Raw genomic sequence first — 15,767 nt, 5'->3', positions numbered from 1 at the left:
GGATTATGATCATTGTTGCGAATCAACCCATTGAACTGGTGCGCTCGGATTGGTCTGCATTTGAATGGCACTGGCTGCAGCAACTTCAAAATGGTTCAACCGTGTATACGTATCAATCCATGGATCATCTTCACTTTGAATGGGCTTTACGGGAATCGCTTGTTCATGCAGCGGAAGCATTGGATCGAAGCGGGGTGAGCTTTGCTTCATTCGAGAAATCCAGATGTAATCCGGATTATTGGAATCGAAATGCTGAAGGAGGCTTTGAATTAAGATCCGAAGTGACTCCTGCAAATGGAATTCGAGACATCTGGAAGAACGGTCATCTGTACGCCTTTGAATGTGCCACTGCTACAGTCATCGTGCTATATGGTGGTGTTCTAGGGAGTATCCGTGAAGAAGACTTCAATTCATTATTTTACAACCTGCTGCTCTATGACTGGCATTACGACAGCGATTTACGATTAACGGAAAAGAACGGAAGCGGCTCAGCGCTTCCTGGAGATGTACTGTACTTCAAAAATCCAGACGTATCACCAGAAACACCAGAGTGGCAGGGAGAAAACACCATTATGTTGCGTGAGAACTTATATTTTGGACATGGGATCGGCATTGCAAGCGGAGAAGAAATTATTCGTTCACTCAATCAAAACCGCATTCCCGGAAGTACCGTGTCGGCTTATTTAATGGATACGGTCATTTATCCAGACTTTTTATACCTATCCCGCTACGCTAAGAACAATAACATCAATGCATATACTGCTTCTTCCACTCCGGTCCTGCCGGGACAGTTATATGTACGTATTGGGGGAAGCCGCTATTTGCGAACCTGAACCGGTGAGACGAATGCAGATCGTAAGTTGGAACGTACTTTAAGAGTTTCGATGCCAAAAGCCCCGTAGAGCAGCAGATCAAATGTTGCTTCACAGGGCTAACTTCGTTCTATCGTTATGTTATTATCCAAGTGGGTCCAGCTGTACAACGACCTGTTTGCCGCTTACCTGAATACCGGTCGTTTTGCTGCCATACTCTGCCAGAGACTTACACAGCTGCTCAGCCCATTCCTTGCCTGCTGTTCCTTCCTTCGCTCCATGCACCTGGATGACGAGCTTTACCGAATCACCCTTTATCAGGATGCGCTGTGCCTGAGATTGCTTCGTCTCCCGATCATGATCTTCCATCTGGAGATTGAGTCGAATCTCTTTCACTTTGCGTTTATCTGGAGATTTCGCGGCTTTCTTCTTCTCCTGCTGCTTTTCCTCTCTGGCTGCTCCAGCTCCAATCAGTTTGCATGGCGGCGGGCTGGTCATCAGGGACATGCATACCAGATCCACTTTGTATTGCTTGGCAAGAGCAAGCGCTTCACGCGTGGACATGATACCCAAATCTTCACCGTTCAGACCCGTCAGCTGTACCTCGGTTGCTTTAATCTTATCATTCTTGATCATCATAAGTCCTCCTCACAACAAAAGCCTGTCCTGACCTATGACAGATCAGAGCAGGCATGGATGTTGTCACTGAATATTCATCGTATATCTGGACGTAAAGGTGATACGTCGGTTTTGTGCATCTTACAATGAGTTGAACGCTTCGGTCAGAACGGGAACAATTTGCGATTTGCGGGATACTACGCCTTTGAGCAGCGCTTTGTGATCCGACAACGTCACATTGTATGCTTTCTCTACAGCTTTGGTGGAAGCACCATAAGCCAATGCAACGGAATCATTGTTCAGGATGTCGGTTACGACAAATACGAACAGGTCAAGACCTTTGCTGGAAATAATCGCTTCAATCGCTGCTTCAAGCTCTGGTTGCTTCACAAGCACATCATTCACGTCAACCGCGTTCACTTGTGCAATCTCCACTTTTGCTTGGCCCATGGCAAATTCTTTCGCATCCAGGGAAATCAGTTCAGCAATCGTTTTCTGGCTCAGATCCGCGCCCGCTTTCAGCATATCCAGACCATAGCTGTCCGCATCCACACCAGCAATAGCAGCCAGTTCACGTGCTGCTGCTACATCCTGCTCTGTGCATGTTGGCGATTTGAACAACAGGGAGTCGGAAATAATCGCGGACAGCATCAGACCAGCAATCGGTGCGCTGATTTCCACGCCGTTTTCTTTGTACATTTTATTCAAAATGGTTGCTGTACAACCTACAGGTTCTGCACGGAAATACAAAGGCTGGCTTGTCTCAAAGTTCGCGATCCGGTGATGGTCGATAACTTCAACAACAGTCACTTCCTCAATATCGCTAACACTTTGTTGACGCTCGTTGTGGTCAACCAGAATGACCTTGTTCACTTCGTTGGCTGCTGTTTTGATCAGTCGTGGCGCTGCCACTTTGAATTGGTCCAGTGCAAATTGAGTTTCACCGTTAACTTCGCCGAGACGAACCGCTTCAACGTCCTGACCCAATTTTGTTTTCAAGTCTGCATAGGCAATGGCCGAGCAGATCGTATCCGTATCGGGATTTTTGTGACCGAAGATTAATGCTTTTTCCATATTAATAGCCCTCCGTCAATTCTGATTTAGATGAATAAAATGTAATATTTCAATCATACCCTTACTGATTATAGCGTTAATAAGGCTTAATTCCAATCCCTTTACAGCGAATTAATTACAAAATCATGTCAGGGTGTCAGGTTCTTGCCTTTATACTCACAGTGAGTATCAATTCTGCTCCACCCTTTCGATAGCTTCAGTCAGGCTTATATATGGATTATCATTCCGTAAACGAATGCACAACTCTGCTGTTCCATCAGCTTCGATCCATTGTCGGTATGTATACCAATCCACATTCTCAAGAAAGTAAAAGGTTAGAGCTTCAACGGGATTTAATTTATACTTTTGTTTAAAGGGATTGATTTGAAATTCGCCGCGTGGATTAAACTTCGGGACCCTGACGGGTCTCTCCCCTTTTCACGAAAAGAGTCTGTACACTTCCGTCTTCGCTGATCTCCAGCAAGTTTAATTGAGCACCATAAGCACATCCGCCATCAATGCCAATCTTGTCCCCACTCGGATCAAACCAGACACCTGGCTCGTTATGCAAATTTTTGACTGGCGTATGGCCGAATACAACCTTCTCCTTGAGCGAAGTTGGTTTTGAATAGAACGGCTCCCTAATCCAGATGAAGTCACGCTCTGACTGGGTCCGCCAATCCTCCACCTCCGGATTAATCCCGGCATGTACAAAGATATATCCAGGAATTTCATATACAAGAGGAAGCTGTTCCAAAAAACGAAGATGATGCTCATAGTGTGTACGCAGCCACTGCTTGGCTTCAGTATAAACATCCCAGTCCAACTGTTCATCATCCAAAAGTACGTCGACATAACTGGCCAGCGTCTGTAAGCCTCCATTGCGAATCCAGTGCTTGTCATATTCCTCGACATCATGGTTCAGCGCCTTGACCATCATCGCATCGTGATTGCCTTTGATCACTATAATATGATGCTGTTCGTGCATCTGCATAATCTGTTCCACGACCTCTTTGCTCTTCGGCCCGCGGTCGACATAATCACCTAACAAAATCAGCTCGTCCTGCTCCGGATCGTAGGCTGCATGCTCAAGCAGAGCATTGAATTCGTCGTAACAGCCATGAATATCACTAATGACACATCTGCGAATGTGAATCTCTCCTCTCCCTGATCACGCAAGAGTTAACCGGAACCTTGCAAGGCAAGGCTCCAGCCATTTCAGAATACTAATTCCCGTTCAGTACCGATTAATCCTGCTTTAAACCAAAGGCTTCCGCTATCAGGCTGAATGAACGCAAACGATCCTCAAATGAGTGAATCGCTGATGCGATAATAACTTCATCCGCTTCATAACGTTCAGCCATTGCCGTAATTTTGTCCTTTACCTGATCCGGTGTACCCACGATGGAAAACGAACGGCGTTGTCGGATCTGTTCCATTTCCATGGCCGTAAATGGATAGTTATTTACCGTTTCCAGGGATGGGAATGAGTTCTGCTCCAGTCCCCGGCCTAGCCGCAGGAAGAACAGCTCATTGCTGCGAGCCAGTTCAGCCGCCGCTTCCTCAGTCTCTGCACAGAACGCCGACACCGCAATCATGGAATGGGGTTGATCATTCAGGATCGATGGCTTGAAATGTCTGCGATAATGCTTCATTGCTTCCTCTCCACCCGGCGTTCCAAAAAATTGGGCAAACGCGTAAGCTGTCCCTTGTGCCGCAGCAATTCGCGCACCTTCGGAACTGGAACCGAGCAACCATACTTCCGGAACGGTGGGTACGGATGGCCCGGCTACTAGCGAAGCAAAACGATGATCCTCTGGAAGCTGTTCATGAAAATATCCACCGAGATCGGCAATTTGCTGCGGGAAGAATTGCACATTCGATGACTTTCCTTCGTTCAGCGCCCTGCTGGCAATCGGCATGCCACCCGGTGCTCTGCCAATTCCAAGATCGATTCGACCAGGGTGCAGCGCTTCCAGCAAACGGAAGTTCTCGGCAACTTTATATGCACTGTAATGGGGTAACATCACGCCACCTGAACCTACTCGAATTCGATCTGTATGTGCTGCAACGTGTGCAATCATAACTTCCGGACTGGAAAATGACAAAGCCCCGCTGCCGTGATGCTCCGACATCCAGAAGCGGGAAAACCCCAGCTCATCTGCATGTTTGGCAAGCGTTACGGTCTCCTGAAGGGTGTCCTGCACTGTCCGCCCTTCATTAATATGTCCATGTTCAAGTACACTAAGTTTCATCTAAAGTCATTCCTTTCGTCATCCGCGTATGTGGCTGCACCTCCCATTGTAACATTATTAATTACAGTTTCAAAGGAGTTCTCCTTTTCATTACACGTTTCGATGTACGATGAATAAACAAATAACGCCACCAGCTCCTGAGCCAGTGACGTTATGGTGTTGTATACATCAAGAAAAATTCAATTACGGTGCACGTTTGGGCAGCAGTTTCACATATTCGTCAGACAGCTTCATCAAGCTGAGCACATGCTCGTAATCGGAACGGTACGGCTCCAAATCCGTGACGGGTTCATACGTTTTTAGCGAGTAGGCTGTTCCATCATCAAAGCCTGCACCCGGAATAAACATAATATCATTATTCACAAATGAACCTGTCGGCAAGTAATACCGGATACCGAACGCATTGTGATCCATATTCAGCAAATCATGTCCAAACGCTGTGAATTTCTCTTGCTTCAAAGAGATTCCCATCAGGTTCATCACCGTTGGCAGAATATCCAACTGACCGCCAGGCTGTTCTATGACTTGACCTTTCGCCTGTTTCGGTGTGTGGATCAAGAGCGGGATATTGAAACGACTTACTCTACCGTCATATGGCACGCCCAGATTCGTCTGGATCTGCTGTGTAATCTCATCATTTGCCGGCAGACCGAAATGGTCGCCATATATAACGAGTGTTGTGTTATCCCATAACCCGTTCGCCTTAAGTTCATTGATTAGCTGACCTACCGCATAGTCCGTATAATTGATCGCTTGCAGGTAATCATGCAGTAATGTATTGGTGATGGTAGCTGGAATGGTAATTCTCGCGCGGTCCGCAGGAACCGTAAACGGCGAGTGGCTGGATGCTGTAATGAACTGAGCATAGAACGGCTGATTAGCAGCCTGATGCGCAGCCATTTTTTCCACACCTACACGATATAATTCCTCATCCGATGGTCCAAAATCATTAAATTTGTCATTCTCGAAGCTGGGCTTGTCGAAGTACCGATTGAATCCAAGCGCCGGATACATTTTGTTCCGGTTCCAGAAAGTGACGTCATTGACATGGAACGTTTCTGACTCATATCCTTTTTGGCCAAGCAGTTTTGGAAGACTTGGCAGATCACGGTCACTATACCCTGCTGACATGGGTACAACTCCGGTTGGATAGATGGATGTGTTCGACATGAATTCAGCATCCGACGTATTTCCCTGTCCGATCTGTTGGAAAAAATGAGAGAAATAATAGCTTTCTTTTGCCAGGTCATTCAGAACCGGGGTTAATACCTGACCGTCAAGAGAAGCATTCATCGGGAAGTTTTGAAATGACTCCAGTTGCAGGACAATCAGGTTGCTTCCTTTGGCCTGACCAAAGTATTTGGCTTTGATGGCTGTGCCCTCGCTGGACTTATCCTGGTACGGATATTTGCTAACCAGCTGATTGATTTTGTCGATCGTTTCGTCAATGTTGCCATTCGCAATCGCTTCATTCTCTTTACTTGTCAGGATCGCGGATGATACCTGATAATTCAGAAAACCGAGATTTTCGGCGCGAACGAGTTCATTATCAATCGTTTCCCCTTTGACAATGAAACTGCCGGAAAGCACGATACAGAATGCAGCGGTAAGGGCTACACCCAACTTGCCCCAATACCGTCTCCGACTTCTGCCGAAATGAAGTCCACTGTCGCCATAGCTGCTGTTACGGCCAGAGGCACGCCGGCGTCGCAAGATAAACCATACGGGCAGAGCCAGTACGATATCCACAAAAAACAGGAAGTGTACTGATCGTACCAAAGGTCCGATACTGCCGCGTACCTGAGCCACCTGCCCCAGTTCGCTGAGTGCCGTATAGGTGGGAACCGAACTGAAATGTACGTTATAGAGTGTTGCCGCGAACAATATCAGCGAGAACAACACATTGAAACCTGCGTACACTGCGCGCTTCCAGGCTTTTGGTATGATCAGATCGAGGATGCATACCACTGTAAGAGCCCCGAGTGCATCAGTAACGAAACCGATGCCGGACAGACCCTGGAAAAAGAAATACCGCAAAAGCGACAGCTTCAGCAGCATCAGAATAAATAACACGGCAAATAAGGTCCGTGATGAGGTCCGATCATTTTTGGAATTAAACATGGTCGCTTTCAACCCTTATCTGAAATTTTTACGTTCCTTTTACAAAACGCATATTTCAGTATAACAGTTTTAGGGTTGGTATTCCATGAGGAGATGTGGAAACATTATGCAATCGTCGATATATCTCCGTCTTGATTGTTTTCGTTCTGTTTCCGGGCAAGTATTACTGCCTGTGCAGCAGCGATACGGGCAAGCGGCACCTGCTCTGGCAGACAGCTTACATAATCCAGTCCAATACGGTGGCAAAAAGCAATGGAAGCCGGATCGGCTGTATTCTCACCACAGATTCCTGCTTTCAGATGCGGCTTCCGGTTCCGACCTTGGACGAGAGCCATTTCCAACAATTGCCCCACGCCGTCAATATCCAGTGCTTGAAAGGGGGTGCTGGATACTAAGCGTTGCTCCACATCCGTATGAATGAGCGGCTTCTTTGTATTATAACGGCTGTAACCAGACGTCATCTCTGTCCGATCATCCGTGCCAAATGATAAGAAGTCCGCATAACGTGCAATATGAGCTGCGGTCAGCGCTGCTCCTGGCGCTTCAATCATCGCCCCTACTCGGTAAAGACAGTGGCGCTTCTCCTCTCCAAGCACCTGGTCCGCCACATGATCCACCAGTTCTCTCATGGCCACAAGTTCATCGGCATGACTCACCAACGGAATCAAAATCTCAGGCCGCACCAACAGACCTTGACGAATGCCTTTCACCGCAGCACGGAAGATTGCTTCAATCTGCATATCGTATATTTCAGGAAATACATCGCCCAGTCGACAATCCTGATGTCTAAGCGTCGGAAGGTGTTCATGCAATTCCTGTATCCTCTGGATTACACGATCAAGCTCCTGCAATTCATTGATGCTCTCTTCCAACGTACTGTTACGCAACTGCTCACGCTTATCGTTTAACACTTCTATATCAGGTACCAGCTCATGCAGCGGCAGGTCGAGCAACCGGATCGTAACCGGATATCCATCCATCGCTTCAAAGAGTTGTTCAAAATCAGCCTGCTGCATCGGCAGCAGACGCTCCAATCCACGTTTTCGCTCCACTTCACTGTCAGCCAGAATCATTTTCTGTACAAAAGGAAATCTCGAAGCAGACATCAGCAAATGTTCTGTCCGGCACAAGCCAATACCTTCCGCACCAAATGCCCTGGCTGTAATGGCGTCTTGTGGATGGTCTACATTCGACAGTATCGTTAGTTCCTTTATTTCATCCGCCCATTCAAGCAGAAGCTGTAGTTCAGGTGATAACGTTGAAGATGCTTGCATCATTTCCTTCCCCTGCCAAGGTTGGATACGCATTATTGCATCCTCTTTGGTGATTTTCCCTTCATCCACGAGATCTACTGTACTCCTTAGTGCGGCCTTCGAGGTTAACTTCGCTTGACGGATTTCCACAAGATACAGTTCCCCCGAATCCACAGCAAAATGGATTTCCTGTACCTCTCCCATGCGGGACTCCAGATAACAGCAGGCATCCTGCAGAAGACCATACAGTTCAGGCTCTTCATCCCGCAACTGATTCAGTCCGTCCTCCCGAGATTGGGAAGCTGCAGATGAAATGTATTCCCCGGCCATGCCTCTTTCTCCGGTAACCGGATGACGGGAATATACCGTGCCGATTCCGCTTCGGTCACCGCGCTCGCTATTGACCATCACCTGTACAAGAACAGCGGCGGCTTGAACTTCACCAGAGAATTCTGTAGTTTTGAGAAAAAGTTCTTGTTGGGTGATGGGCCGTGGAATACGTTGTATAGGAGAAACAGAACGTATCGCTTCTTCTAATTGTATTTGGACATCTTGTGGGAACGGATGATGCCCCATATCTTCTATTAAATGCTTATATGCTGCGATGGCGAATTCCAGTTTCGCTTCATCGAGTATCGAGATGTTTCCCCATATTTCTTCAAATAAGGCATACGGAATGTTGTGTACCAGATGGCCATAATCCTGTAATAATATTCGATAACAATTAAGAGCATACGGACGATCGTTCGTTTGCCTCGCGAGCCCCTCCACCGTCACATCATTGAGTCCTACATGAAGCAAAGCATGGGATTCCGCATGGTGAGAATGCGTTTCACTGGAACGAACAGCTAGCAAGAGTGGTACTAGGGAATCGCCAAAGAATTTACCTGTTTTCTTCTCCAGATCCTGAACTGCGCTGCTAATCTCATGAACTCCCTCTGTGGAAAGATGTCCAAGACGGGTACAAAACGCGCGGCAACCTTCTGTTGTTACAATGAACCCGGCCGGAACGGACCAACCTGCCTGAAGCAACGCTGCAAGTCCAGCCCCTTTACTGCCCATCAGCCCTTTCATCTCTGTCGTACCTTCTTCCAACAGAATTACCCGTTTCGTCATTACAGCGCTCCCATCTGCCATTACATGGCTGTGCTTAAAAGGCAACCCGCTCTACCGAATTGTCCTTTAGTTAATGGTATGTCGCTATGAGGCAGTCAAGGACAGTTGCTTCCGCAATTTGTGTTCGGATTGTAAAAACATATTTTGCATAAGCTTTATGGTAATATAGAGCTTGACTCAAACCAGTACAACTACGGATACAAGGAGTGTATACTGATGTTTACTCAAGTCGGCCAAATTATGTTGTATGTTAACGACCAGGACAAGGCTCTTCAATTTTGGACAGAAAAAGCAGGCTTTCATGTCGTTTCCGAAGTGAATGGGAATGGGATGCGCTGGATCGAGATTGCTCCTGTGAAGGGTGCCCAAACCACCATCATCCTGCACGACAAGGAATTCGTTGCCAGAATGTCCCCTGAATTGAATCTGGGTACACCGTCGCTCATGTTTTTCACAGAAAACCTGGACCAACTATACACTCATTTATCCAACAACCAAGTTACGGTCGGAGAAATTGTAACGATGCCTGGTGGAAGAGTATTCAATTTTGCAGATGACGAAAACAATTACTTTGCCGTCATGGAGAAAAAGTAAAACTTCTTGCTCGGCTGAGCTTAATACCACACTAAAAAGCCCGTTCAGTAGTTTGAACAGGCTTTTTTCTATATATTTCATGTTTATATGATCACCTAGTTCCACTCGCCATGTTCAAAGATCCGGTCTGAACAGATCCTTGCTCCACACGCGCGGTCCCTTTCGGCAACGACCATTTTGATGTTGTCAATGCGGCAGCCAGATGCGATTCGTGGAGTACGTGCCAGTCAATCAAATGAATTGCCATTCTGCGGACGAACCTTACAAAAAAACGGCATACCATATCACAAAAACTATTGGGGGTATGCTCTTTATGGCAAAACTGCTGGATGCTCGAACCTCTCAAAATGCAAGCTATGGTAACACAATCTCAATTCCCTTGCCCGCTAATACGCCTGTTGCAATCGGGGAGGTTGGCCTTGATGCAACTGACGCAAATGGAAACATACGTGTACAATTATCAGGGATAGCTGAGCTCGCGTTCCCCACCACTCCACCATTTGACTCCGTAATTGCATTTTCTATTGCACGAGGTACTGATTCACTTGTTGCTTACGCCCTATATTCGGTGAGTGTCTCTGAAGCAAACCCAAACGCTATACAAGTTGTCACCATTAATGCATCCGATTTTAATGTACCACTACCGCCATCAAATGAATTGGTTTATACTTTATATCTTTTTTGTACAGCAGATGCTACTCGAATAGGTATTGAGAGTTTTAATGCTGTTGCATACTCGGATTAAGGGATCATCGTAAAATTAAAGTTTGAAGCGTACAGCAAATCACCCCGGCCGAGTTCTACCGGGGGATTTTGTCATGCGGAGGGATTACGCTACCACTGAAGAGAAAACGTAAACAAAAAATAAAATTATATTTCTCAGACATCATCCAATGGTACCTTTTCAGGTAATGTGATCCATCCTTCAAGCCATAAACCGCAGTATATCGTCGATCTTTTTCCCGTGGGAGATCACACCGTAGTTCATCCAGGTCATAAAATCCACCTCATATACATGACCGCTTTTTACCGCAGGCAGCCGTTTCCACTCGTCTCTCTCCAGGAGCTTCCGTTCCTCTCCGGGATAGGCAGAATCCATAGTATCAAATGTGATAAAGAGATGATCCGCCTCAAGCTGACATAGCTGCTCCAGCCCAATGCTGATTCTTCGGCTTTGATTTGCCCATTGCTGTACACGGAAATGCGGGGTTAATCCCAGATCCTGATACAATACAGGCCCTACATAACCGTACTGATTCCCATAGAGCGTAATTTCCGTTGCCGAAATACGCAAAAAAGCAACGGTTTGTCCACGCATATAACGTGCCAATTGTCCTTTGGCTTCAACGGCCTTATCCTCATAGGCATCGATTACATTCTGCACCCTATTCACTTTCCCCAATACATCCGCTGTCGATTTCAAAATGGAACGCCATTCCTCTCCCTGATGTTCCATATAGAATGTCGGTGCTACTTGCTCAAATCGCTCCAGATTCCAGCGTTGGTATCCGTTATTCAGCATAATAAATTCAGGTATATTTGTCTCATTAAACCTTGCGTCCAGCTGAGTAACATCAAATTCAGGAACATCTTCCAAACCCAAATATTGCTGTCTTCCCCAAGAACGGTGAGAGGTTTGCAGTATAGGCTTTATTCCCAGGGCAAGAACAAAGTCCTCCAGATACGGAGCAAACACACGTGCCTCTTGACGATGATGGCGCCGATATAACCCTGGTGAAACACCTGTATATTGCTTGAATCGGCGGCCGAAATAATATTCGTTATTAAATCCCACATTCTGCGCAATATCATGCAAACGATCATCAGTCAGCTGTAACAGCAGTTTCGAACGCTCCAGTCGAACAGCATTTACATAATCTAGCGGAAGCTTGCCTGTAATCCTCTTGAATTGTCGGGTATAGCTGGATCTGCTAAGCCGGACCTCCGCTGCCAGATCGTCAACCGTTATCGGCTGATCATAATGCTCACGAATATAACGAATAGAGCTTTGAAGCCGGGCACGGTCAGCCGACGATTTAATCTCGGGATCATTTTGCCGAAGCAGCACTCGGAACCATTCCTGGAAACGCAGTTGTATCTCCCATTGATCCAGCCAATCATGAGCAGTCTGCCCACGCATGATCTGTTCCAATGATGTCAGACAGGAGCTCCATGGACTATAATTCAGTTCAATAAAAGGTAATCGGTCTGAATCTGATATAAAGGCTGGCGGCTCTTGATGCACCGGTTTACCTGTTATACTCAACCTGCTGGCCGTATCTTCTTTCACCTCAGCTACCATCAGTTCAAGTCTGTAATATTGCAACTCAGTAGAACCTTCGATCACAATGGAAAGTCCAGCCGGAATAAACACAATCATCCCTTTTTCCAGACGCATGTCCCTATTGTCCACAGAGTGGATTAAGCCATGTCCCCCCGTCACTATGATAAAAGCGTGTGATGATGTCATGTTGTATGTCTGCCGGCTGGCGATGTCGAGTTGGCTACAATCCAAGTATTTCAGTTGCTGAAGCATGCATAACCAAGGCTTGGGAATCCATTGTACAATCGTGGGACACATATTCATCTTCCTTAATTGAGAATTGTTATCATTTACATTAGTGTAAACGAAAAAAGAAAGCTCTTCAACCCTGAGGGGAGAACTTTCTTATGGAAAAGGATTATGGCGTCATTTTTTGCAAGAGATCATCGATCTTCATTGAGTTTGCCGTAATCGCACCTGACTGCCAATACGACCTTTCCATCATATAGACCTGATTGTTTTTGACAGCCGGGAGAGATTTCCACAACTTGCTATCCAGCACCTTCAAAGCTTCCTTGTTCTCGGGAGAGGACCATTCTCCATTGGATGGAAATACAATAATATGATCTGCATCAAGTTCTGGAAAGGCCTCTTCAGACAGGACTTCCTGATATTCTTCCATGTTGCCTACCAATGGATGAGGCGTTAGACCAAGCTCCGAATAAATAAAACCGGTAAATCGATTGTTCACACCGAACAACGCCAATGTATTATTGCTGATATTCAGTCGGACAACCGCTACGGTCTCATCCCCGACGGCTTTCTGAAGCTTCATCTTCGCGTCTGCAATCTTGGACTCAAATGCCGCAGCGACTTCTTTGCCCTTGTCCGTTTTACCGACAACATCGGCAATGGTCGTCAAGATTTGATTGGAATCCTGTAAAATGTCTTCTGGCAGGCGATACGTCGGTGCCACCTTGGAATACATCTCATATTTCTCCATGTCCACTCCACCATCCACAATGATGAGATCCGGATCATATTGCAACAAAACTTCAATACTCCCTGTCGTATCAAACTTCGGCACATCCAGATCCAGATATTCCTGCACGCCCCACATCGGATTATACCACTGTACTACAGGTGTGATATCAAGAGCCTTGAGATAATCTTCCACATAGATACCGGCAATACGCTGCGGATGCACCGGGATCGTCACATCACCGAATTCATCCTGAACGACACGCGTCTCTGCTTCTTTTTCTGTTGTTTCAGATGTACTGTCATCCGAAACTGCGGTCCCAGATACAGGAGCCTCCTGTTCTGCTTTTGATTCGGAGTTTGCCCCACAGCCCGTTATAACTACAACCATGAGTAGCAGTATGATCGTCAACCCTTTGAATCCTTTACTGAACCTTACCATGATACCCTTCACCCCTATGTAATCTGTTGTTGTATCGGTGAGAACGCTTTTTATAAATAATGATTATCATTCTCACTCAATGCTTAGATGAATTGTACCTTATGCGGTGTAAAACCCACAATACACATTCGAGGCTATTTTTTTATACAAACGAACAGAATACACTTGCTTTGTTTTTTTCTTGTTTTGCCCCCGCTTAACGCAGGGGCAATGTACCTTCTCGATAGCATTCAAGCAACTGCTCAACAAAGAAATCCTGAATTCCGTCCTGTAACAGAGCCGCACCAATCAAACCGATATCATCACTGACATATCCCGCCAGTTCCGGATTACCCGTAAGTGCTAAGGTTCGTTTGAAAGCACGTTCCCTGCATGCACGAAGCACTTCTTCATTCACTATCTCAGATCGCAGAGCAAAACGATCATATGCCTGTATCCACTCATCAGCAAATTCGGAAGCATCCCGTTGATCCAGATAGGCTTCCACATCCAGTCCTTCGAATGTCTGCTGACTAAGAATCAGCCCCTCATTCAAATCCGCCAGGAGTTTATCCGCATCCACTCTACTCATCTGGCTTCCCTCCTCCAATCGGTGGTTTCAAATACATCTCGGGAATCACAAAACGCTTCATCTCACGTTCCCCATCCACCGTAAAATGATCCAATGCAAGAGCCTGATATTCATTCAGGACATGTTCAAAAATACGCGCAATCACACTACAATCGGCCAAAGCATTGTGTCTGTGAATTCCGTCTGTGTTCAGGTCGTAATACCTGATCAGGAAATCGGTAGAGATAACCTCGGAAATTTCAGGATGAATATATGTAAACATCGCTTTTGTATCCAAAACCGGATTGGTAAACATCGGTAGCCCATACATCTCACAGTGGCGTTTCAACATGGGCAAATCATACTCATAACCCGCCTGCGTTACTAGTACCTTATCACCGATGAAATCCAGGAAAGCATGATATGTTTTCGCGAACGAAGGAGCCTCCACCATATCTTCATTCGAAATGCCCGTTAACTTCGCGACTGCTTCCGGAATCGGTTTAAGAGCACGTACAAGTGATGAAAAAGATGAATCAAATGGTTCTCCTCTATTGTAATACATCGCACCAAATTGGGTTATACTTTCCTCTGCCGGATTAATCCCTGTGCCTTCAAGATCAAATATGCAATACGTTCTACCGTGCAAGTGAGGAACTTTCAGCTCTTCAACAATGTATGTATCCGGCCTAAACGTAATCTTCATTCGTCGTTTTCCCCCTTTCATCTAGTACAGCCGTGTAATCTGCGTCATTTGCTGTGTTCCTGTTACCCGGGTTCGACGTACAAAGTACTGGGGAAGTTGATCTACGAACGACTCTATGAAAGGAACGCTCGGCGCATAGAAGAATGAACCTCCTGGCTTTAGCGCCATTAACAGTTCCATATATTTCTGGGCGTATGCTTCCGGTTCACCGTCTGACTTGAGATGATGATGTGTAAAATGGTTGGAGAATGCCAAATGGGAGATTATCGTCCCCCACTGATCCTTTTCAAATGAAGCTTCCATCCAGCCCATACGTCGCAAGAACGGCTGATTTTCTAATTCTTCCACTTCTCTGTCCATCCCATAAGCTTCTATCTTCTTTCCACGTAAAAACCGGACCAAATTGGCCTTCGGACCGCAGCCAAGATCCAGCACAGGCGGATCCAGATGCTCTACATCCAAACCGAGCCAGGCTACCTGAAGATTCGCCGAATACTGCTCACAAGGCACCCAGAACAGATGTGGGTCCATCGTATATTTCTTAAACAATTCCTCACCGTTGGTCTGTATTAGAAATGTTCTTAACTGTTGATAATGCTTATGGAAAAATTGCTGTACTACCTCTTCCCCTGCCCCCTCATTCTTCAAAAGAGACCAGATTCGCATAAATTGGTCTTTATATAATCCTGCCAATTCCAGCTTGTCTTTGCTTGTAAACTGCATAAACTGATTCACTTGGATAAAATGTCGGATTCCTTGCTCTGCTAGTTTATTTGTAAAATGATTCAATAATCCATCTGCAAAGATACGTTCTAATACTTTTATCATTCGAGCGCGATATTCCAATAGCCAGCACAACGTTCGCGGAGATGGCCCTAGTGCAGACTTTCCCCGATCATAGAATAAACTTTTATTGTCATTAAAACGGATTTGTTGCTCCAAAACAGACCCTATCAACTTGAGGTTCAACATGATCGCCTCCTATCGTTGCTGAACGTGTGAC

14 protein-coding genes are annotated in these 15,767 nt (G+C 46.1%); 3 read left to right on the top strand and 11 right to left on the bottom strand.

Annotated elements, in window-relative coordinates; all coding sequences use genetic code 11:
* The first annotated feature begins 5 nt into the window (after nucleotides 1–5).
* On the top strand, nucleotides 6–833 hold the full coding sequence (tgl, locus tag PPA03S_RS17425) for a spore coat transglutaminase TGL (protein ID WP_082704197.1): 828 nt from the start codon (nucleotides 6–8) through the stop codon (nucleotides 831–833).
* Nucleotides 834–956: 123 nt separating this feature from the next.
* On the opposite strand, the gene infC is transcribed toward tgl, so the two are convergent.
* From infC to PPA03S_RS17395, 6 genes are all read right to left on the bottom strand, one after another.
* Nucleotides 957–1,448 (bottom strand): translation initiation factor IF-3, encoded by a 492-nt coding sequence (gene infC / locus PPA03S_RS17420; RefSeq protein ID WP_062324582.1) that lies wholly within the window; start codon nucleotides 1,446–1,448, stop codon nucleotides 957–959.
* A gap of 123 nt (nucleotides 1,449–1,571) precedes the next feature.
* The gene (locus tag PPA03S_RS17415) at nucleotides 1,572–2,504 is read right to left on the bottom strand and encodes a manganese-dependent inorganic pyrophosphatase (protein ID WP_062324580.1); all 933 of its coding nucleotides are present in this window, start codon (nucleotides 2,502–2,504) and stop codon (nucleotides 1,572–1,574) included.
* A 382-nt stretch (nucleotides 2,505–2,886) separates the two neighbouring features.
* Entirely contained in the window at nucleotides 2,887–3,618 is a 732-nt protein-coding gene (locus PPA03S_RS17410; RefSeq protein ID WP_369691088.1) for a metallophosphoesterase family protein, read from the bottom strand.
* A gap of 112 nt (nucleotides 3,619–3,730) precedes the next feature.
* Nucleotides 3,731–4,738 carry an LLM class flavin-dependent oxidoreductase gene (locus PPA03S_RS17405; RefSeq protein ID WP_062324576.1) on the bottom strand — a complete coding sequence of 336 codons (1,008 nt, stop codon included), beginning with the start codon at nucleotides 4,736–4,738 and terminating at the stop codon, nucleotides 3,731–3,733.
* Nucleotides 4,739–4,921: 183 nt separating this feature from the next.
* Nucleotides 4,922–6,859 (bottom strand): LTA synthase family protein, encoded by a 1,938-nt coding sequence (locus PPA03S_RS17400; RefSeq protein ID WP_062324574.1) that lies wholly within the window; start codon nucleotides 6,857–6,859, stop codon nucleotides 4,922–4,924.
* A gap of 104 nt (nucleotides 6,860–6,963) precedes the next feature.
* On the bottom strand, nucleotides 6,964–9,228 hold the full coding sequence (locus PPA03S_RS17395) for a putative PEP-binding protein (RefSeq protein WP_062324572.1): 2,265 nt from the start codon (nucleotides 9,226–9,228) through the stop codon (nucleotides 6,964–6,966).
* Nucleotides 9,229–9,444: 216 nt separating this feature from the next.
* Between PPA03S_RS17395 and PPA03S_RS17390 the strand changes: the two genes are divergently transcribed.
* On the top strand, nucleotides 9,445–9,822 hold the full coding sequence (locus PPA03S_RS17390; protein WP_062324570.1) for a VOC family protein: 378 nt from the start codon (nucleotides 9,445–9,447) through the stop codon (nucleotides 9,820–9,822).
* Between the two features lie 313 nt (nucleotides 9,823–10,135).
* Nucleotides 10,136–10,567, top strand: coding sequence for a hypothetical protein (locus PPA03S_RS17385; RefSeq protein WP_062324568.1), 432 nt, complete (start codon nucleotides 10,136–10,138; stop codon nucleotides 10,565–10,567).
* Nucleotides 10,568–10,747: 180 nt separating this feature from the next.
* Here the strand turns inward: PPA03S_RS17385 and PPA03S_RS17380 are convergent, their stop codons facing one another.
* The 5 genes from PPA03S_RS17380 to PPA03S_RS17360 all read right to left on the bottom strand — a co-directional run bounded on the left by PPA03S_RS17380 (nucleotide 10,748) and on the right by PPA03S_RS17360 (nucleotide 15,736).
* A complete protein-coding gene (locus PPA03S_RS17380; RefSeq protein WP_245683648.1) occupies nucleotides 10,748–12,220 on the bottom strand; it encodes an AraC family transcriptional regulator in 1,473 nt (490 codons plus the stop codon).
* A 283-nt stretch (nucleotides 12,221–12,503) separates the two neighbouring features.
* A complete protein-coding gene (locus tag PPA03S_RS17375) occupies nucleotides 12,504–13,508 on the bottom strand; it encodes an ABC transporter substrate-binding protein (RefSeq protein ID WP_062324567.1) in 1,005 nt (334 codons plus the stop codon).
* A 196-nt stretch (nucleotides 13,509–13,704) separates the two neighbouring features.
* Nucleotides 13,705–14,079 carry an immunity protein PIM1 family protein gene (locus PPA03S_RS17370; protein ID WP_062324565.1) on the bottom strand — a complete coding sequence of 125 codons (375 nt, stop codon included), beginning with the start codon at nucleotides 14,077–14,079 and terminating at the stop codon, nucleotides 13,705–13,707.
* A complete protein-coding gene (locus PPA03S_RS17365) occupies nucleotides 14,072–14,764 on the bottom strand; it encodes a 3'-5' exonuclease (protein ID WP_062324564.1) in 693 nt (230 codons plus the stop codon). Before PPA03S_RS17365 ends, PPA03S_RS17370 begins: the two co-directional genes overlap by 8 nt.
* 21 nt (nucleotides 14,765–14,785) lie before the next feature.
* Entirely contained in the window at nucleotides 14,786–15,736 is a 951-nt protein-coding gene (locus PPA03S_RS17360; RefSeq protein ID WP_062324562.1) for a class I SAM-dependent methyltransferase, read from the bottom strand.
* Between the last annotated feature and the right edge of the window lie 31 nt (nucleotides 15,737–15,767).

The sequence above is a fragment of the Paenibacillus pabuli NBRC 13638 genome (genome assembly GCF_001514495.1).
Classification (GTDB): Bacteria; Bacillota; Bacilli; order Paenibacillales; family Paenibacillaceae; genus Paenibacillus; species Paenibacillus pabuli.
The sequence above is the reverse complement of the archived record's forward strand: the minus strand, read 5'-3'. Positions and strand labels throughout refer to the sequence as shown.